The sequence below is a fragment of the Streptococcus porcinus genome, assembly GCF_900475415.1.
Classification (GTDB): Bacteria; Bacillota; Bacilli; order Lactobacillales; family Streptococcaceae; genus Streptococcus; species Streptococcus porcinus.
In genome coordinates, this window is record NZ_LS483388.1 from 305430 (window position 1) to 325839 (window position 20410).

A 20410-nucleotide genomic window follows, 5' to 3' on the forward strand; every position below is an offset into this window, starting at 1 on the left:
GCTGATGACTTCTTCTGCGAAAGGAAAGTTTATTTTTGATTGCTATCTATTTCGTTGGGATTATTTCTTAAAGTAAAAGTTTTAAGTGAAAAATAGGAGGTCATGGCTAAGCTTAGTGAGGCGAAGATGTCGGTTGGATAGTGATCTCTGAGATAGATGCGAGAAAATAACAGCAAGAGAGTCCAGATAGTGGCTATATATTTGACCAAAGTTGAGAAGATATCTTTGCGTTGAGTTAGAAAACTAAATAGAACTAAAAGTAGAAGAATCATGCAAATACTATGGCCACTAGGAAAGCTCAGGCCTGTATCAGAAAAGAGTTGAAAGCTTGGCCGTTGTCGGTGGATAATAAATTTTAATAAGAGTGCTAAGCCAGTTGTGACAAAGTAAAAACAGAAGAGAATAAGTGTTTTTTTACCTTTATGCCGATTTAAAATAAAAAGAACCATAGCAAGAATGGTAACAATTAGTGGACTACCGATGCTAGTAATGTAGATCATGACTGTTGTTAGCCAGGGCCGATATGTTAATGCTACAAGATTAAAGAGGGCATTATCTAAATAATGAATAATTGAAGCATTGGTCATAACTCCAATAGTTAGTAGTAAAAAAATTATCAAAAATAGGATAGTAGCAAAAAATGAGCGTTTCTTGAACATACAAGTCTCCTTTAATAAGGTTAAGCATACGCTAGAAAACTTAAATAATTCAAAAACATATTAATACGAGTGCTAATAAGTATGTAAAGAGAGATTATTAGGGATAAGTGCAATTCTTCAGTTGTTGACAAGGCTTTCAAAGAAGGTTATAATGTGCTTGTTATTTTGAGACCCTATCAAGATTGAGTATCTTTCTATAGAAAGTGTGAATCGGATGAAAACTATTTTAATAATATTATTCTGGTCTTGTTTGGCCTATGTTCTTTACTCTGCTATTGATGCCAAGCTGTGGGTTACAAAGACACTTGGCTATAACTATCTTATTAGATTTGTTGGTACAAGTAAGGGAATTGATTTGGAAGAAAGTTCTAAAGTTATGAAAAAAATTAGTATTGTTAGTGTTTCAAAGAATCAGATGACCTATTCTGTGCAATCTAGAATTAATGATCACGCTTTGAAGGAACTGATTATGGCCGAATTTAATTTAAGAAAAGATCAAGTCATTATCCAATCTGAGCAACTTTCAGGTGTATTAGGAGTAGCTTAGGACCCACTGAGATACTTGTCTGCTTTTTAACAAACAAGTTAATGAAACAATCAGACTAATCTTTGTTTTTTACAAAAAGGTATTGTTTCTAGAAAGCAGATTAGCTATAATAAACTATCTCCAAACAATATCATCCTTGACTGAGAGAGAGGATAATAAGACAAAGTAAAAGAGCCTCATTATAGGCTCTTTTTTTGCGTTATCAATAATATATTTCCAGTTGATTAGTGAAAAGGTCTAAGATCTATTCCAAATGTTTAATCCAAATCTGCTAGATCCTCTAAGGTTTCTTTGAAAAGGATATGATAGTATTTAAAGGAAACTTTTTCTATAATTTTGGCCTCTAAAAGTTGAGCAATGACACGATGTAAGTGACGATAGCTAGTGCCAAAAGAATCAGCTAATAGGGTCAAGTCAAGCTGGAAGTAACCATTTTCCTCGTTTTCTAAAATATGTTTGGCAAGCCTTTCCTTTACGGTATAGCTTAGGTTTTGAGTACTTTTAATATTTTGCTTGTAAAAGTTTTTAGCTAGTTCCTGACTGATTTGATATAAGAATTCAGGATTGGCTAATAACTTTTTTTGTTAATATGCTTTAGTTGAATCAGGTAGGTTTCTTCAAGAGCGATGACAGAAGTAACAGCATTTTGGTTGGTCAATAATTCTATATCACCTATTAAACAAGGTCTAGCATGGGTTTCTAGGATATGCTCTTTACCATTAGATAGACGTCTGACAATCTTAATGTTGCCAGCCAAAGCATAGCCAATGAAAGTCAAAGTCTGATCTTGTTGACAAATCATTTCATTTTTATGAAAAAGGACTAACTGTAGTTCAGGCCAAAAAACCTTGGGAAAAAACTCTTCTAAGTGATATTTTTTAAGTAGTTCTTTTAATAATTTTTCGTTTGTAATCGTCTTCATTTTGGATTTATGACCTAGGTCCTATTTTTATTTCTTGCTATTGATTATACTGAAGATAAGATAAATTAACAAGAAAAAGGACGGTTTTCCTATTTGAAATCTTTTTTAGAAAAAATGAGTTTATTAAGTCTCTCTTTAATGATGATCTCGCCATTTTCTGTTGCGCCAGCCTTGCCCCAAATGCTCTCATTCTATGAAAGGCAAGGCTATACAGAATCAAATGTAAGTATCCTATTTTCGCTTTCTTCTTTTTCGATTTTGGCTGTCTTGTTAGCTAATCCACTTTTGAGGAAAGTGTTAAATGAAAGACAGACAGTTATTTTAGGACTTTTGCTGATTGCTTTAGGTGGAGGCAGTCCTATGCTGACACAATCGTATGCTATTGTTTTTATCTCACGTCTGTTGCTTGGTCTTGGGATAGGCTTAATCAATGCTAAGGCTATTAATATTATTAGTGAACGTTATACAGGTAAAGAGAAAATTAAACTATTGGGTTTTAGAAGCTCGGTAGAAGTTTTAGGGGCAGCTCTATTCACCTTTTTTTCTGGTTTTTTAATCAGTTTTGGCTGGTATAAGGCTTTTGCTATTTACTTTTTTGCCCTTATTAGCTTAGGTTTATACCTCTTTTTTGTCCCTAAAATTCCAGAGGTTAGCAAGGTAGAAAAACATACAGATAATCAAAGTTTAAGTTCTAAACAATTATTGATGATTATAGGGCTGGCTATCTATGCTGGCTTTGTTATTGTTGTTAATACTTCTATAACCCTACGGATACCACTTGTTATTGCCCAAAATAACCTGGGCTCAGCTGGCTTAGCTAGTTTAATACTTAGTTTGATGATGCTCATGGGTATCTTTTCAGGTCTTAGTTTCAGTGGTCTACTTGCTCGATTCAAGGAGTCTTTGATGGCAATTGTAGCCATCACATTAGGTGTTGGAACGTTGATTCTGTGGGTAGCTAATAGTATATTTTTAGTTGCCCTTGGAGCTTTGTTGACAGGTTTTGTTTATAGTGTCGGTGTGACCTATGTTTTTCATCATATTTCAGAGAAGATGCCCTCACATCAGCTCACAAATGCGACTACCTTAGTATTATTGGGCTGTAATATAGGTGGTGGTGGTGCAGCCATAGTATTACAAATGTTTTCTTACTTATCCAGCTCACTTGTTTTTCCTTATTTAGTGTATGCTTTGCTGAGTTTGACATTAGGTTTTTTGTTACTTTTAAAAGGTAAAAGAAAAGTAAGCAACCTTGACCTAAAAAACTGAATCTGTTAGAATAGAGAAGTCGAAAGACGAAACCAACTTTTTCTTGGTTTTAGGAGTGCCAATCCTAAGACTCGGATTAAGCAAAAAAAGGAGAAAATATTATGGCAATCTCAAAAGAGAAAAAAAATGAAATCATCGCTCAATATGCACGTCATGAAGGCGATACTGGTTCAGTTGAAGTTCAAGTAGCAGTTCTTACTTGGGAAATCAACCACCTTAACGGACACATCAAAGAACACAAAAAAGACCATGCTACATACCGTGGTTTGATGAAAAAAATTGGGCACCGTCGTAACTTATTAGCTTATTTACGTCGTACAGACGTTAACCGTTACCGCGAGCTTATCCAATCTCTTGGTTTACGTCGTTAATTCAAGTTTAAAATCTCTCCAGATGGCCTTAGTTGGTCTAAAGATGATTTTACTTGTGAAAAAACATCTCAGAAATGGGATGTTTTTTTATATTCTTGCTAACTTTTTAATTTATTTTGTTTCTAGTGTAGCTTTGATAAGATTCAAAATTAAGCTGGTATATTTAATAGTAAAGTACCCTCGTTTCTTATTCTCCTTGACACTTTAAGAGGGAAGTTGGTCAGTCAAAGGTTTTTTAGAGAGACTCATTTTTTATTATTATAATTTTAATACCCCTTTGCTAAGATAATAGAAGATGGCATTTGCTTTTATTTTAATCTCGGTGGAGAGAATTGGTCATTTTTTAGGCCTATTATACCCTTTGCTAAGTTATATAGAGATGAGTCCAATTGCAGTCAAAAGTGGCGAGAGATAATTGGACTCAATTATACTTGAACATGGAAGCGTTTTAAAATATAATTCGAATTAGGAGGAGATGACATGTTATCTCATGAGCTCGTCAGAAAATTTCAAATCTTTTTGAAATATCCCAATCGTAGTCTAGAGGATTTTGAATCTCTTTTAGGAATGCAGAAAAGAAATATTCTTACTGATATAGACAAAATTAATGATAGTCTCGTCCTTAATAATTTTCCCCCGATCACTTTTAAAGAGGGTAAGTTGAGTCCTTTGACAACAAGTGAAGATGAACTTTTGCAAGCTTCCCTGCCCCGCTTAGAGGATTATTATTTTCAAGATGAGCGACCAGATCTTATTATACTTTATATCCTGTTGTCTTCTGATTATGTTTCAATCAGTCATTTAGAGAGTTTTCTTCATATCAGTAGGAATTCAGTTTTAAGTGATTTAAAGGAAGTTCGTACAAAACTCCTTCCCTTTAGTGTTGAGCTGCTCTATACGCGGCAAAACGGTTATTTTTTAGCTGGGGAGACCTTGGCGCTAAGGCGTTTGTTAGAAAGAGCGCTTAATCAGACATTAGCTTTTGCGTCTGGGAAATGGCTTTTAACCTATGTTTTGAAAGAGTTGACATTTGATGATGCGAGTCAGAACATCGCAGATATCCTTCATGCTTTAGCAAGTCAATATCGCTTATCATTTATTTCGGAAAAAAGCCGTGAACTAACCTATTTGTTAACATTTTTAAATGCCAAACCCTTCTCGCCTTCTAGAAGGTCCCAGAAAATTTATAATGAATTGGAAGATTTTTATCCCTTCACTAGTTTATTAGAGGAATTCTACTGCTATTATCCCCACTTAGAAAGGGAAAATGATTTTATCATAACGCGACTCATTGGATGTATTCAAGGGGATCTGAACCACTTTTATCAAGAAGAAGTGTATCTCATTATGGAAGAAATTATCAATTCAGTCTTGGTTAATACAGGTTTAACATTAAAGGATAGCCTAGATTTACGTAAAAATTTATATAGTCATCTTCTGCCTGCCTATTATCGCATACGCTATGATGTGGAAATGGTAAATCCACTGAAAGACCAGATTAAAGAAGATTATGCATCACTATTTTATTTGGTTAAACGAAGTCTTCTCCCTCTGGCACGAAGACTGAAAAAAGCAATTAGTGATGATGAGGTTGCTTATTTTACTATTCATTTTGGAAGTAAGTTAGAACGGCCGGATAAGTCAGAAAAAACCCAATTGGTAGCTTTGTCGGTTTGTCCCAATGGTGTGAGTTCGTCTTTGATCTTACAATCTGAATTAAAAGGCTTATTTCCACAGATTCAATTTATTGAAATTCATCAATTGGGAGATTTAGCTTTTCTTGATGCTTCTACTTATGATCTGGTTTTTTCAACGGTAGATTTTCAAAGCGAAAAACCTGTTTATATCACACAACCATTAATGGGTGCTGTTGAAAAGATGTTATTGAAAAAGACCGTTTGTGAGGACTTTAATCTTCCCATTTCAAATCCAGTTACAGTTAATGAACTGTTAGATATTATTAGTAAACATACCACAATTACAGATAAAGAAGGTTTGACGCGTGATCTATCACAATATATTATTGGTAACCATCTCAAAAAAGAATTAGGAGGAAAAGGATTATTGGACTTATTAAAAAAAGAATTTATTCAACAATGTCAAGAAGTAGCTAACTGGCAAGAAGCCATTCGCTTAGCAGCTCAGCCATTGTTAAAAGAAAACATTATTGAAGAAAGATATATTGATGGGATGATTGCTTCGGTTAATGAATTAGGATCCTATATTGTGTTAGCTCCTAAAGTCGCTGTCCCGCATGCTTCTCCTGATAAAGGCGCTAATGCATTAGGGATTTCTCTTCTGAAATTAGAAAAGCCAGTTAGTTTTGACATTGAGGAAGAAGGAGATAAAGAAAAGGATGTACAACTCATTTTTGCCTTAGCTGCGATTGATTCTAGCTCCCACCTAAAAGCCTTGCAAGAATTGTCCTTGATTCTCGACGATGATCAGAACATTGAGGCTATTATTGCAGCCAAAGATAAAAATGAAATCATAAACATTATGGCAAATATTATTGAAGAAGGAGATTTATAAGATGTTGAAAATTGTAACAGTATGTGGAAATGGAATCGGCTCAAGTCTATTGCTTCGTATGAAAGTGGAAGCTATTGCCAAAGATTTAGGAATTGCTGTTGATGCTGAATCATGCGACTCTAATGCTGCTGTTGGTAAAGGTGCAGATCTCTTTGTAACGGTAAAAGAGTTTAAAGATATTTTCCCTGAAGGAACAAAACTCTGTATCGTTAAAAGTTATACAAATCGGAAAAAAATTGAAGAAGATTTGGTACCAGTTCTAAAAGAAATGTCTGGCCAAGATTAAGAAAGAGAGAGAATTTAATGGAAGCGATATTATCATTTTTTAGAGACATTTTAAAAGAACCTGCTTTTTTAATGGGGCTCATTGCCTGTGTTGGTTTACTAGCCTTGAAAACTCCATGGCATAAGGTTTTGACTGGGACTATGGGGCCTATTCTTGGTTATTTGATGTTAGCAGCAGGTGCTGGAGTTATTGTGTCAAATTTGGATCCCCTGTCCCAATTGATTGAACATGGTTTTAACATTACAGGTGTTGTTCCAAATAATGAGGCGGTCACATCAGTGGCTCAAAAAATTCTCGGAGTAGAAACCATGTCTATCTTGGTAGTCGGACTCTTATTGAACTTGGCCTTTGCGCGCTTCACACGTTTCAAATATATTTTCCTGACAGGACATCATAGTTTCTTTATGGCTTGTCTATTATCGGCAGTACTGGGAGCAGTAGGTTTCAAGGGAGCTGTACTCATTCTTTTAGGTGGTTTTTTACTTGGAGCTTGGTCTGCCATTTCACCAGCTATTGGCCAAAAATACACCCTCAAAGTTACTGATGGTGATGAAATAGCTATGGGACATTTTGGTAGTTTAGGCTATTACTTATCTGCTTGGGTAGGCAGCAAAGTTGGAAAGGGTAGCCAAGATACCGAAGATCTTGAAATTTCTGAAAAATGGAGCTTCTTACGAAATACAACTATCTCTACTGGTTTAATAATGGTTATTTTCTATCTAATTGCAACAGTGGCGTCTGTTCTGAGAGATCCGGCTGTCGCTAATAAATTAGCTACTGGCCAAAATCCCTTCATTTTTGCTATTAAGAGTGGATTGACCTTCGCAGTAGGTGTTGCCATTGTATATGCTGGTGTTCGAATGATTTTAGCAGACTTAATTCCAGCCTTCCAAGGTATCGCTGATAAATTGATTCCAAATGCTATTCCAGCTGTAGACTGCGCCGTTTTCTTCCCTTATGCACCAACAGCTGTTATCTTAGGTTTTGCCTCTAGTTTTATCGGCGGGCTTATTGGTATGCTTATTTTAGGTGCAGCCGGCGGTGTGCTCATCATTCCAGGGATGGTTCCACACTTCTTCTGCGGTGCAACTGCGGGTATCTATGGAAACTCAACTGGTGGGCGTCGAGGAGCTATTGTTGGAGCTTTTGTCAATGGTTTATTCCTAGCTTTCTTACCTGCTATGCTGTTACCAGTATTAGGAAAATTAGGATTCTCAAATACAACATTTGGTGATTTTGATTTTGGTGTTCTCGGTATTCTTCTTGGACGACTCGGTACTTCAATAGGTCAAGTTGGAATTTATATAGTGCTTGCAGTAATGGCCTTAGTGTTGATTATTCCAAGTTTTATGTCGAAATCAAATCAAGCTATTAATAATATTACTGAAGAAAACTAAGGGAGGTTTTCATGGAAAAACAATTAAAGGTTAAGGTCTTCTCAGACGGTGCTGTGCTAGAAAACATGATAACAGATTTAAACTCTGGCCTAGTCACAGGTTTTACAACCAACCCAAGTTTAATGAAAAAAGCTGGTATTACTTCTTATATTGGATTTGCTAAAGAGGTTTTAGGCAAAATCACAGAATACCCCGTATCATTTGAAGTTTTTGGGGATGATATTGTGACAATGCGTAAGGAAGCAGAAAGGATTGCTGAACTTGGTGACAATGTTTACGTTAAAATTCCGGTAACAACTTCAAAAGGGGAGTCAACAGCTGAGTTAATAAAGGAACTTTCTGAGAAAGGGATTAAGTTAAATGTGACGGCTATTTTTACTATTGAGCAAACACGTTTAGTTATTGATCATTTGACACCGGGGGTTCCCGCAATTGTTTCTGTCTTTGCTGGCCGCATTGCTGATACAGGTCTTGATCCCGTACCAATTATGAAAGAAGCTTTGACAATTTGTCGTGAGAAAGAAGGTGTAGAGCTGCTTTGGGCCAGTCCTCGTGAAACTTTTAATATTTATCAAGCAGATGCACTTGGAGTTGATATTATTACTTGTACCAGTGATTTGATTGCTAAATTACCACTTGCAGGCAAAGATTTAAATCAATATTCACTTGAAACGGTACAAATGTTCCTGAAAGATAGTACAAGTTTAGGATTTAAAATTTTAGAGGACTAGCCTTGAATCATTGCTTAGCTGTCCCAAGAAGCTCAGAAATTGAGCTTCTTTTTTGGTTTTTTATAAGTGGTAAAGGCGGAGAAACAGTGCTATTTTCAAGAATTTGTGGTAAAATTGTGTAGATACGACCGTTTGATACAAAGAGGAGATTGACAAGTTAGATTTGTCAGGTTGCTCTTTGTAGCAAAATCAGGAACGTATCCAAAAGATATTTTGAAAGGAAGAATTCTTGCTTGTCAGAACAATCAATGAATGGCATTTAGTAAGAATTCTGGTAGACATTTTATGGTTAAACAAACATTTACAAGGACTTTTGCAGGCAAACCACTCGTGGTTGAAGTTGGCCAAGTGGCGAAACAAGCAAATGGTGCAACGGTCGTACGCTATGGTGAATCAACAGTCCTAACGGCAGCAGTTATGTCTAAGAAAATGGCGACAGGTGATTTCTTCCCACTTCAAGTTAATTACGAAGAAAAGATGTATGCGGCAGGAAAATTTCCAGGTGGCTTTATGAAGCGTGAAGGGCGCCCGTCTACTGACGCGACATTAACTGCTCGTCTCATAGACCGTCCGATTCGTCCTATGTTCGCAGAAGGATTTCGTAACGAGATTCAAGTAATTAACACAGTTCTTTCATATGATGAGAATGCTAGTGCTCCAATGGCAGCTATGTTTGGCTCATCACTTGCTTTATCAATCTCTGATATTCCCTTTAATGGGCCAATCGCAGGAGTACAAGTGGGATACATTGATGGTCAATTTATCATCAACCCTGACAAAGCACAAATGGAGGCTTCGCTATTAGAATTAACAGTAGCTGGTTCCAAGGAAGCCATTAATATGGTTGAATCTGGCGCAAAAGAATTGTCAGAGGACATTATGTTGGAGGCTCTCTTAAAAGGCCACCAAGCTATTCAGGAATTGATTACTTTCCAAGAAGAAATTGTTGCTGCGGTTGGTAAAGAGAAAACAGAAGTTGAATTGCTTCAAGTTGATACTGACCTACAGGCTGAAATTGTGACGAAATATAATGCTCAATTGCAAACAGCTGTGCAAGTTGAAGAGAAAAAAGCCCGTGAAGCTGCAACGGAAGAAGTTAAAGAAACTGTTAAAGCTGAATATATGGAACGCTTTGCTGAAGATGAAAATCTAGCAACAATTATGCGTGATGTAGTAGAAATTTTAGAACAAATGGAGCATGCCGAAGTTCGTCGTTTAATTACAGAAGATAAGATTCGTCCCGATGGTCGTAAGATTGATGAGATTAGACCACTAGATGCTCAAATTGACTTCTTACCAAAAGTTCATGGTTCAGGACTCTTCACGCGTGGTCAAACACAAGCACTTTCAGTCTTAACTTTGGCACCTATGGGCGAAACCCAAATTATTGATGGTTTAGATGAAGAATACAAAAAACGTTTTATGCATCATTATAATTTCCCACAATATTCAGTTGGGGAAACAGGACGTTATGGAGCAGCTGGACGTCGTGAAATAGGTCATGGTGCTTTAGGAGAACGTGCCTTAGCTCAAGTTTTACCAAGTTTGGAAGAATTCCCATATGCTATTCGTTTGGTTGCTGAAGTTTTAGAATCAAATGGTTCTTCTTCTCAAGCATCCATTTGTGCGGGCACTTTGGCTTTAATGGCAGGGGGAGTTCCTATTAAAGCTCCAGTTGCTGGTATCGCTATGGGTCTTATCTCGGATGGAACAAACTACACGGTGCTTACAGATATTCAAGGTCTTGAAGATCATTTTGGCGATATGGACTTTAAAGTTGCTGGTACACGAGAAGGTATTACAGCACTTCAAATGGACATTAAGATTGAAGGTATTACCCCGCAAATTCTTGAAGAAGCGCTAGCTCAAGCTAAAAAAGCTCGTTTTGAAATTTTAGACGTGATTGAAGCTACTATTGCAACACCGCGTCTCGAATTGGCACCAACAGCTCCAAAAATTGATACCATTAAAATTGATGTGGACAAAATCAAAGTGGTTATCGGTAAGGGTGGGGAAACCATTGATAAAATCATCGCAGAAACTGGTGTTAAAATTGATATTGACGATGAAGGAATGGTTCAAATTTTCTCTAGTGACCAAGCAGCAATCAATAGAACCAAAGAAATTATTGCTGGTTTAGTGCGTGAAGCTAAAGTTGGTGAAGTTTACCATGCTAAAGTAGTTCGTATTGAAAAATTTGGTGCTTTTGTTAACCTCTTTGACAAGACAGATGCCTTAGTTCATATTTCAGAAATTGCATGGACACGAACAGCCAATGTTTCGGACGTACTTGAAATAGGCGAAGAAGTTGATGTTAAAGTTATCAAGGTAGATGAAAAAGGACGCGTTGATGCATCAATGAAAGCTTTGATTCCACGTCCCCCAAAAGCCGATAAAAAAGAAACAGATATCGCTAAGGATAAGGTAGCTAAGAAACCTGCGGTTTCATCAAAACAAGCTGAAACAAATATAGAAAAATAGGATTAATGGGATATGAATGAAATAGATGCACGCTTGCGAGCTTTTATCAATGCCCCGGATAACTTTTTAGATGGTGTGGGTTTAGTTAATGCTTTTCATACTATTCCAGTTTGGGCAGCTAAAGAACCCTATGCTATTGAAATTGAGGGTATCCAAGTGACGCCAGTATTCACTGATAAGGAAGATATGGCTCTTTTTAAAGAAGAGCAAAAAAGTGCACAGAGCCACTATTGGCTTGAACGCTCTGCTATCGCTGTTTTAGAAGAAGTTATAAAATCAGGTGTAGCGGGATTAGTCTTCAATTTGAAGAAAAAAGGTGATTTCGGTAATTCCACTATCTTTAAAAGCAGTGACATGATTCAATTCATTAATAATTACACGGCTATTTTGAATACCGTGATGAGTGATAGTAATCAAGAAGCTGATGTTATGGAAAAAATCTATTTAGTTCCAGCTTTTGTGACTGTTAAGAGTGAAAATACTTATGATCGCTTTTTTCCAACGATGTCAACACCAGAAGGAAAATCTTATATTCCAGCTTTTACAAATTTAGAAAGTTTTGCGAAGTGGTATAATCAAGAGGAATTTGGCGGAGCTTTCAGAAAAGCTCAAGGCGTTATTTTGACATGGAAGATTGCAGATATTTATCAGCCAAGGAATGGCGAAAATGAAATTGAAGAAAGTGTCGGAGTGGCCATTAATCCTTTTGATGACCAGCAAATATTAATGGACTGGACTGATATTGATATTTAAGAGGAGGCAGAATGGGCTGGTGGAAAAAAAGTATTGATATTGTGAAAGAGTTAGACCCAGCTGCACGTAGCTCACTAGAAGTTATCCTAACTTATCCGGGATTAAAAGCTTTAGCGGCACACCGCGTTTCACATTTCTTATGGAGGCATGGCTTTAAATTATTGGCTCGAATGCACAGTCAGTTTTGGCGTTTTCTAACTCATATTGAAATTCATCCAGGAGCTACTATAGCGGCGGGTGTTTTTATTGACCATGGTGCTGGCTTAGTCATAGGTGAAACAGCAGAGATTGAAGAAGGTGTTATGCTTTATCATGGCGTTACTCTAGGTGGTACAGGCAAAGATTGGGGTAAACGCCATCCAACTGTCCGTAAAGGTGCCTTGATTTCTGCTCATGCTCAGGTTATAGGCCCTATTGAAATCGGAGCGGGTGCTAAAGTAGGAGCTGCAGCTGTAGTTCTATCTGATGTTCCAGAAGATGTGACAGTGGTTGGAGTACCGGCTAAGGTGGTTCGTGTTCATGGCCAAAAAGATGTGCTTAAAATTCAGTCAATTGAGCATCGACGTGAGGAATCTTATTACTCTTCAAAATTATAAAAAGAAATAAGCAAAGGAAAGAATGCATGATCAAAATATATGATACAATGACCCGCAGTTTACGTGATTTTGTTCCCTTAAAGGAAAATCAAATCAGTATGTATGTCTGTGGACCAACTGTTTATAATTACATTCATATTGGGAATGCACGATCTGCTGTGGCCTTTGATACTATTCGTCGCTATTTTGAATATAGTGGCTATAATGTTAATTATATTTCCAACTTTACAGATGTAGATGATAAAATTATTAAAGCCGCTGCTGAATCGGGAATATCCCCTAAAGCTTTAGCTGATAAATTTATTGAAGCTTTTATGGCTGACACGAAACAATTAGGTATCAAACCTGCAAGTCAAAATCCAAGGGTTATGGATTATATGGGGGAAATTATTGCTTTTGTGCAAGAGCTTATTCAAAAAGGTTTTGCCTATGAATCAGCTGGAGATGTTTACTTCCGTGTTACCAAATCGGAGAATTATGCTCGGCTTGCCAATAAAACGCTAGCAGACCTTGAAGTAGGAGCTAGTGGCCGGATTGATGCTGAAGCGACTTTAAAGGAAGATCCGCTTGATTTTGCTCTTTGGAAATCGGCTAAGCCGGGGGAAATTTTCTGGGACAGCCCTTGGAGTAAAGGACGTCCAGGCTGGCATATTGAGTGCTCTGTTATGGCGACTGAGATTCTTGGTGATACTATTGATATTCACGGTGGCGGTGCAGATTTAGAGTTTCCTCACCATACTAATGAAATTGCCCAGTCAGAAGCTAAAACAGGCCAAAGATTTGCCAATTATTGGATGCACAATGGTTTTGTCAATGTGGATAATGAAAAGATGTCCAAGTCGCTTGGCAATTTTGTAACCGTGCATGATATGCTAGAATCAGTAGATGGTCAGGTGCTCCGCTTTTTCTTAGCAACACAACAATATCGAAAACCCATTAACTTTACTGAGAAAGCCATTCGTGATGCTGAAGTCAACCTTAAGTACTTAAAGAATACTTATCTACTTCCTCTTAAAACAGTGTCTGACACTAATCGCTTGTTTGATTTCAAAAAGTCTTTCAAAGAGGCTATGGACGATGATTTCAATGCTGCTAATGGTATAACGGTAATCTTTGATTTTGCTAAATGGATTAATTCTGGCCATTATGATCAAACCATTAAAACTGCTTTTGGAGAAATGTTAGAGGTTTTTGGTATTGTTTTTCAAGAAGAAGTTATAGACAGCGAAGTTGAAGCTTTGATTGCACAACGGCAAACAGCGCGTGCGGCACGTGATTTTGCTAAAGCTGATAGCATTCGTGATCAACTTGCTGCACAAGGGATAAAACTCTTGGATACAAAAGATGGTGTGAGGTGGACACGTGACTGATATTGATGTCAATCTCATTAACGGTATTGCATTAGCCTTTGAAGGGGATGCAGTTTATTCTTATTATATCCGTAAGCACTTGATTTTTACAGGTCAAACCAAACCTAATCAGTTACATCACTTAGCAACGCGTTATGTATCTGCAAAGGCACAGGCGAGTCTTGCTCAGAAAATGTTAGAAGCTCAGCTATTAACAGAAAAAGAAGAGGACATTTACCGACGTGGTCGCAATACTAATAGTCATACCAAGGCTAAAAATGCTGATGTGGTCACTTACCGCATGTCAACAGGGTTTGAAGCTCTTATGGGATATTTGGATATGACTGATCAAAAGGAACGTTTGGAAGCCCTGATTACTTGGTGCATTGACGAGGTCGAAAAGACGACGGAAAAAGAGAGTTAATGCCTCTCTTTTTTTTGTGCTCTGTGTAGAGGGAAGTGACCACATCGAAAAATTATCATCGAGTTTTTCCTTGTAAATTGTTCCTTTTTTATATACAATGACAGTAGTAGGAGAATCAGGAGGACAAATGATGAAAAAAATGAGAGATTTAAAAGTTATTTGCTGTTTTGCCGCATTTATTTTGGGACTCGCTACATTTATAACAGTGCCACAAGTGTCTGCGGAAGAACTTATTGCACCGGTAAAAACAGAAACCGCTTCAGAACAAACTAGTGGACTAATGGTTAATGCTCAACTGCGTGAAGGACAACCTATTATCGATTGTAAATTAGTAATTAGCCCAGAATTGGCAAAAGGAGGAGAAGCTATTGTTCAGTTATTGGATAGCCAAGACAATGTTTTAGCGACTATTCCTTACCAGATGCAGGCTGGTTGGCAAAGTATGACAGCTTGGTTTGATATGACGGGCTATAAAGCTGGTGATTACAGTATTAAAACGAGTTACAATGGACAAAGTGCACAGACGGACCTAATACACTATCAGCTAAAATAAGCTCTTTTCAGACAATACTCCTGCCAGTAACTGGTAGGAGTTTTAAATTGAGCGAAAAAAGATTCAGGTAGGTCTCTCTTTGTCTGCTTTCGTGATATAATAGGACTTATGAAAGAAAATGATATGATTGAAACTAATGACATGGTCTACGGGGTACATGCAGTAACCGAGAGCCTAAATGCTAATACTGGAAATAAACTTTACATTCAAGAAGATTTACGAGGGAAAAATGTAGATACTATCAAGAATCTAGCAAGAGACAAAAAAGTTTCCATCTCTTGGGCTCCTAAAAAAACCTTATCTGATATGACAGAAGGAGCTGTACACCAAGGGTTTGTACTTCGTGTCTCTGCCTTTGCCTACAGTGAATTGGAAACTCTTATTGCAAAAGCAGAGAAGGAAGAAAATCCATTAATATTAGTTCTAGATGGCTTAACAGACCCACATAACTTTGGTTCTATTTTGAGAACAGCAGATGCTACAAAAGTGTGTGGTGTAGTTATTCCCAAGCACCGTGCTGTCGGAGTAACACCAGTCGTTGCAAAAACATCAACAGGTGCGGTAGAACATGTTCCTATCGCTAGGGTCACTAATCTTAGCCAAACCTTGGACAAACTGAAGGAAGCCGGTTTTTGGATTTTTGGGACCGATATGGATGGGACGCCAGTTCAGAAATGGAATACATCAGGAAAGCTAGTTCTTATCATAGGTAGTGAGGGAAAAGGCATTTCAACTAATATCAAAAAACAAGTAGATGAAATGATTACGATTCCCATGGATGGTCATGTGCAGAGCTTGAATGCAGGTGTCGCAGCGGCTGTGCTGATGTATGAAGTTTTCCGCCATAAACTCTAGGATAGTTATGAAGAAAAAAATACTCTTAGTTGACGGCTATAACATGATTGCTTTTTGGGAAGAAACGCGTCAACTCTTTAAAACTAATCAGTTAGATCAGGCCAGAACAGTTCTTTTAAATAAGCTCAACAACTACGCGCATTTTGAAAAAATTGATATTATCTGCGTTTTTGATGCACAATTTGTACCAGGGGTACGTCAACGCTATGATCAGTATATGATTTCTGTCATTTTTACTGAAGAAGAAGAAACAGCCGATTCTTATATTGAGCGGACAGCAGCAGAGCTCAATACTGTTCTTAACCTCGTTGAAGTAGCCACCAGTGATCTTAATGAACAGTGGACAATATTTTCAAAGGGAGCTCTACGAGTTCCAGCACGAGAGCTGGAAAGACGGGTTAATACCGTCAAATCAGATTTGGATCAAATGTCTAAAACGATCGAAATGAAAAAGCCAAAGCTTCGTCCTTTTGAACAGGGGAAGATGCAAGAGCTCAAAGACCTAATGGATGATTTAGATTCGGGAAGCTTCGAAAAATAGCATATCTCTGGATATCAGAAAGGCTCTCTTTTGCAAAGAAGAGTCTTTTTGAGATTGATAGTTGATAAAAAATAGGTGCTAGTACGGATAAAACCTTAAAAAGCTTGCGTCTTAGCTTAGTTTCTGCTAGAATAACAAAATAATACTTTGACAATCGAATAAAAAACATTATCAATAAGGAGCTGCCATGTCATTTTTTTTATTAACAGATTCAACAGCTGATTTGGATCCTCAATGGGCTGAAGAGCATCAAGTTGAGGTTGTGGGACTAAGCATTGAATGTGAAGGGAAGATTTATTCAACTGTAGGATCGGAGGCTTTGACGAGCCAAGATCTGTTAGCTATGATGAAAGCCGGTAGCAAACCAACAACGAGTCAGATCAACGTCGGTACTTTTGAAGAAATTTTTCGTCGTCATGCTAAAAACCAAGATGACCTTCTCTATATTGCCTTTTCATCGGTACTTTCAGGAACTTATCAAAGTGCTCTTATAGCTCGTGAGATGGTCTTGGAAGAATATCCTGATGCGGTAATCGAGATTGTGGATACACTAGCGGCAGCTGGCGGGGAAGGGTATCTGTCAATTCTTGCAGCGGAAGCCAGAGATAAGGGGCGGAGTCTACAAGAAACCAAGGTTATGATTGAGGATATTCTACCTCGCCTTCGGACCTACTTTTTAGTGGATGACCTTTACCACCTCATGCGTGGTGGCCGCTTGTCAAAAAGCTCTGCTATTATAGGAAGCTTAGCAAGTATTAAACCAATTCTTTGGATTAATCGAGCAGGAAGCTTGGTGCCCATTGCAAAAGTCCGAGGGCGTAAAAAGGCTATTAATGAAATCATGAATCAAGTAGTTGGAGATATTGCTCATTCAACTGTTATCATTGGTTATTCTGATGATTTGGAATCTGCTCAGAAATTACGGGATGCTTTGCTAGAGAACCCTCAAATTAGCGATGTCTTAATTATGCCAATAGGCCCTGTTATTGCAGCTCACGTGGGCCCTAATACGCTAGCAGCATTTGCAATTGGTAAAGAAGTTCGATAAGTTATTAATAAGTCAAAATGAAGTGCATAACAGTCTTTTTGTCAGATAAAATCAAAAAAATAAAAATGATAAAGTACTTGCTAGTGGCAAGTATTTTTGATATTATAGTAAGCGGTATTGTTTACCCCATTTGAAAGGCCCCGGAACCTTCCAAATACCTTTGCGTGGGACGGAACACCCACCAACACTTGTAAACAAATATTACGAATTCGTATAGGAGAAATCATGAACAAAACAACTTTCATGGCTAAAACTGGCCAAGTTGAACGCAAATGGTACGTTGTTGACGCAACAGATGTACCTCTTGGACGTCTTTCTGCAGTAGTTGCTAGCATACTTCGCGGAAAAAACAAACCAACATTTACCCCACATACTGATACAGGTGATTTTGTAATTGTTATCAATGCTGAAAAAGTTAAATTAACTGGTAAAAAAGCAACTGATAAAATTTACTACACTCACTCAATGTACCCAGGTGGATTAAAATCAATCTCAGCAGGTGAACTTCGTTCTAAAAATGCTGTGCGTTTGATTGAAAAATCTGTAAAAGGCATGCTTCCACATAACACTCTTGGACGTGCACAAGGTATGAAATTGAAAGTCTTCGTTGGCGGTGAACACACTCACGCAGCACAACAACCAGAAGTACTTGACATCTCAGGACTTATCTAAGAGGAAAGGAGCATTATATAATGGCACAAGCACAATATGCAGGAACTGGTCGTCGTAAAAACGCTGTTGCACGCGTTCGTTTACTTCCAGGAACTGGTAAAATCACAGTTAACAACAAAGATGTTGAAGAATACATCCCACATGCTGACTTACGTTTAGTTATCAACCAACCTTTCGCAGTAACATCTACTGAAGGTTCATATGATGTATTTGTAAACGTAAATGGTGGTGGTTATGGTGGGCAATCAGGAGCTATCCGTCATGGTATCGCTCGTGCATTGCTACAAGTAGACCCAGACTTCCGCGATTCATTAAAACGCGCTGGACTTCTTACACGTGACGCACGTATGGTAGAACGTAAAAAACCAGGTCTTAAAAAAGCCCGTAAAGCATCACAATTCTCAAAACGTTAATATACACTGGTATATCAATATTTGGAAACACTTCATGGTTCACACCATGGGGTGTTTTTTTGTATTTTTTTATGATTTTTCACACCATCTTTCACCCCTAATTCACACTAGTCATTTTTCAAATTTCTAAAGGCAATTTCACCAACAGTCATTGGAACAATGTTCGAGGTATTAATATATGTTTTAGTAATCAGGGTGTCACTATGTGTTAAAGCTTGAGAAATGTCCTCTAAGGATGTTCCAGCTTGTTTAGCAAGAGTTGCTCCAGTATGTCTTAACTTGTGTGGAGTGGCATGTTTTAGCTTAGGATGTCGTCTCTTGATTGAATTCATGCGATAATTGAGGTAATCAATATGCAAGACAACGTTTATATTGTTTTGTCTATCATTGTAGGTAAATACAAACTGATTGTTTGTTTGCTTGATGCCAAATTGTTTTAGTTCTTCTCGTTGCAAGGCTTTCCATTTTTTCAACAACTCCATCAGTTCAGTAGGAGCATTGAATAATGTGCGTTTGCCTCCCTTTGTTGCTTTTACATTTCCAAAGCGGTCTAAGGCATTTTCGATTAGGATTTCGTTGTTTTTGAAGTTAATATGCTTCCATTTCTTGAATTGAGCTAGAAAAATACCGTGGCTTCATTATATCAAACCACGGTTATAATGCTGCTGATTTTGTAACCAGTGATTGAGTTCGGCTCTATCAAAGCGGACAGTTTTTCCAACTCGAATAACTGGTAATCCCTTTTTTATCCAAGAATCAAGCGTATTATTGGCAATTCCTAGATACTTACAAGCTTGTTGCTTGTTCAAGAATGACTTTCAACATTGTTACTATCCAATTTATTTTTTATTTCATTTTCTATAAGCTGGCTAATTAACAGTTGTAGCTGATGAATTTGTTCATCTGGTAAAATCACTTGCATAGCCTTTTCTGTCCTTTCATGATATAATATTAGTAGTTATTATTTCTAAGGCGATTTGTTTACGGCAAGTCGTCTTTTTGTATGCCCCAAGTGTCGGAACTCTGGTGTTCACGGACATATTGGTCAATCTCCTTTCCATCGCTGTTAGTAAATTTCGATAGTCCCAATTTTAAGAGATCTTGGAGAAATTGGTCAGCTCCCTCAAGTGTGGTTGCCTCGTACTTAGCCACATAGAGTTTGGCTAAGGTCTTTGAGACTTGTTTTTCCGTCCATTGTTCCGATTGTCTAAGTGTTGGCTTGGTGCGTTCAATACTCAAACGAGTTTTGGTTTCCGTCTGGAGGTAAACCAGCCACCATTTGACGGGTTGGCATCTGCGCTTATTTGTGTCCCTGCCATTTGGTCTGACAAAACGGTAGTGTCCGTTGATTGCCTCAAAGTAAATGGCTGTCAGAGGTCTTTTAAGGTGTATTTGGTGAGCAATGATATTGGCTTTTCCTTGTCAACAACGGAGCTCTGCTCTGACCCAAGCGTTTGTCTCATCAAGGACTTTACCTTTACCTTTTTGTTCCATGAGTTTGTTATAGACGCACCATTGTTGGCTCCCTCGTGCCCCTATGGTGACGGTCTCACCAACCCGTTCGCCTGTTTCAAGGATTGACCGTTCGTGATAGTCCATATATTGTGCTCTTGTGATACACAAGCCTCGTTTACAGTAGGCGTAGAGGGTTTGAACAGATAAAGCCTTATCGTAGATGTCATTAGCAATATCTATTCGGGTAAAGTTGACTTGATAGCGGTATAGGCGTGTGACCAGAGCTACCCAGTTATTAGCATTACCAGCCATAAATTCTTCATATTGCCGACAGCCTTGTCCTTTGAGTTCCAGATAGACCCCCATCTTATCTAAGACTTGGTTAAAGTAAACTTTGATATCTGAACAGGCATAGTGGCGTTGATACTTGTTTATTCCCCAAACATTCAGCGTAAACTTATCTTGGGGAATGAGCAGTATCTCTTCTAGCACCTCTTCTGGTGGAACATCTTTAACAGTGACAGTGAAGTAGTCAATCCTCAGGCTGTTGTCCATG

General features: G+C 37.8%; 19 protein-coding genes and 4 pseudogenes. 18 read left to right on the top strand and 5 right to left on the bottom strand.

Going from position 1 to position 20410, the window contains the following annotated elements; translation table 11 throughout:
- Nucleotides 1-29: 29 nt before the first annotated feature.
- Nucleotides 30-659, bottom strand: coding sequence for a phosphatase PAP2 family protein (locus DQM45_RS01635; protein ID WP_003083883.1), 630 nt, complete (start codon nt 657-659; stop codon nt 30-32).
- A gap of 214 nt (nt 660-873) precedes the next feature.
- On the opposite strand from DQM45_RS01635, the gene DQM45_RS01640 reads away from it, so the two are divergent.
- A complete protein-coding gene (locus DQM45_RS01640; RefSeq protein ID WP_003082633.1) occupies nt 874-1206 on the top strand; it encodes a hypothetical protein in 333 nt (110 codons plus the stop codon).
- A 257-nt stretch (nt 1207-1463) separates the two neighbouring features.
- Here DQM45_RS01640 and DQM45_RS01645 read toward each other — a convergent pair.
- Nucleotides 1464-2128: pseudogene (locus DQM45_RS01645) on the bottom strand (cyclic nucleotide-binding domain-containing protein).
- Nucleotides 2129-2221: 93 nt separating this feature from the next.
- Here DQM45_RS01645 and DQM45_RS01650 point away from each other — a divergent pair.
- From DQM45_RS01650 to rpsI, 17 genes are all read left to right on the top strand, one after another.
- The gene (locus DQM45_RS01650) at nt 2222-3397 is read left to right on the top strand and encodes an MFS transporter (RefSeq protein WP_003085699.1); all 1176 of its coding nucleotides are present in this window, start codon (nt 2222-2224) and stop codon (nt 3395-3397) included.
- A gap of 101 nt (nt 3398-3498) precedes the next feature.
- On the top strand, nt 3499-3768 hold the full coding sequence (gene rpsO, locus DQM45_RS01655; protein WP_003083869.1) for a 30S ribosomal protein S15: 270 nt from the start codon (nt 3499-3501) through the stop codon (nt 3766-3768).
- Between the two features lie 480 nt (nt 3769-4248).
- A complete protein-coding gene (locus DQM45_RS01660; protein ID WP_003083474.1) occupies nt 4249-6300 on the top strand; it encodes a BglG family transcription antiterminator in 2052 nt (683 codons plus the stop codon).
- 1 nt (nt 6301) lies between these two features.
- Nucleotides 6302-6586: a PTS sugar transporter subunit IIB gene (locus DQM45_RS01665; RefSeq protein WP_003082836.1), complete on the top strand. Its 285-nt coding sequence runs from the start codon at nt 6302-6304 to the stop codon at nt 6584-6586.
- Nucleotides 6587-6603: 17 nt separating this feature from the next.
- Complete coding sequence (locus DQM45_RS01670) at nt 6604-7983, top strand: PTS ascorbate transporter subunit IIC (RefSeq protein WP_003084902.1); 1380 nt, start codon at nt 6604-6606, stop codon at nt 7981-7983.
- Nucleotides 7984-7994: 11 nt separating this feature from the next.
- Nucleotides 7995-8714 (top strand): transaldolase, encoded by a 720-nt coding sequence (locus tag DQM45_RS01675; protein WP_003083847.1) that lies wholly within the window; start codon nt 7995-7997, stop codon nt 8712-8714.
- A gap of 285 nt (nt 8715-8999) precedes the next feature.
- Complete coding sequence (gene pnp, locus DQM45_RS01680) at nt 9000-11195, top strand: polyribonucleotide nucleotidyltransferase (protein WP_039984974.1); 2196 nt, start codon at nt 9000-9002, stop codon at nt 11193-11195.
- A gap of 12 nt (nt 11196-11207) precedes the next feature.
- Nucleotides 11208-11948: an SseB family protein gene (locus DQM45_RS01685; RefSeq protein ID WP_003085664.1), complete on the top strand. Its 741-nt coding sequence runs from the start codon at nt 11208-11210 to the stop codon at nt 11946-11948.
- Between the two features lie 11 nt (nt 11949-11959).
- On the top strand, nt 11960-12544 hold the full coding sequence (gene cysE / locus DQM45_RS01690; protein WP_003083502.1) for a serine O-acetyltransferase: 585 nt from the start codon (nt 11960-11962) through the stop codon (nt 12542-12544).
- Nucleotides 12545-12570: 26 nt separating this feature from the next.
- The gene (cysS, locus tag DQM45_RS01695) at nt 12571-13914 is read left to right on the top strand and encodes a cysteine--tRNA ligase (RefSeq protein ID WP_003084915.1); all 1344 of its coding nucleotides are present in this window, start codon (nt 12571-12573) and stop codon (nt 13912-13914) included.
- The gene (locus tag DQM45_RS01700) at nt 13907-14317 is read left to right on the top strand and encodes a Mini-ribonuclease 3 (RefSeq protein ID WP_003083758.1); all 411 of its coding nucleotides are present in this window, start codon (nt 13907-13909) and stop codon (nt 14315-14317) included. The genes cysS and DQM45_RS01700 overlap by 8 nt, the downstream gene beginning before the upstream one ends.
- Before the next feature lie 127 nt (nt 14318-14444).
- On the top strand, nt 14445-14870 hold the full coding sequence (locus DQM45_RS01705; protein ID WP_003086016.1) for a hypothetical protein: 426 nt from the start codon (nt 14445-14447) through the stop codon (nt 14868-14870).
- Nucleotides 14871-14978: 108 nt separating this feature from the next.
- Nucleotides 14979-15725, top strand: a complete 747-nt coding sequence (gene rlmB, locus DQM45_RS01710) for a 23S rRNA (guanosine(2251)-2'-O)-methyltransferase RlmB (protein ID WP_003084033.1) — start codon at nt 14979-14981, stop codon at nt 15723-15725.
- Between the two features lie 7 nt (nt 15726-15732).
- Nucleotides 15733-16266, top strand: a complete 534-nt coding sequence (locus DQM45_RS01715) for an NYN domain-containing protein (RefSeq protein WP_003082965.1) — start codon at nt 15733-15735, stop codon at nt 16264-16266.
- Between the two features lie 187 nt (nt 16267-16453).
- Nucleotides 16454-17314 (top strand): DegV family protein, encoded by an 861-nt coding sequence (locus tag DQM45_RS01720; protein ID WP_003084515.1) that lies wholly within the window; start codon nt 16454-16456, stop codon nt 17312-17314.
- Between the two features lie 225 nt (nt 17315-17539).
- Complete coding sequence (gene rplM, locus DQM45_RS01725; protein WP_003083327.1) at nt 17540-17986, top strand: 50S ribosomal protein L13; 447 nt, start codon at nt 17540-17542, stop codon at nt 17984-17986.
- Nucleotides 17987-18006: 20 nt separating this feature from the next.
- A complete protein-coding gene (gene rpsI / locus DQM45_RS01730; protein ID WP_003085621.1) occupies nt 18007-18399 on the top strand; it encodes a 30S ribosomal protein S9 in 393 nt (130 codons plus the stop codon).
- A gap of 107 nt (nt 18400-18506) precedes the next feature.
- On the opposite strand, the pseudogene DQM45_RS01735 reads toward rpsI, so the two are convergent.
- The 3 pseudogenes from DQM45_RS01735 to DQM45_RS01745 all read right to left on the bottom strand — a co-directional run.
- Nucleotides 18507-19004: pseudogene (locus DQM45_RS01735) on the bottom strand (tyrosine-type recombinase/integrase); the annotation flags it as partial.
- A gap of 33 nt (nt 19005-19037) precedes the next feature.
- Nucleotides 19038-19321 (bottom strand): annotated as a pseudogene (locus tag DQM45_RS01740) (helix-turn-helix transcriptional regulator).
- Nucleotides 19322-19380: 59 nt separating this feature from the next.
- Nucleotides 19381-20409: pseudogene (locus tag DQM45_RS01745) on the bottom strand (replication initiation factor domain-containing protein).
- Nucleotide 20410: the final 1 nt, after the last annotated feature.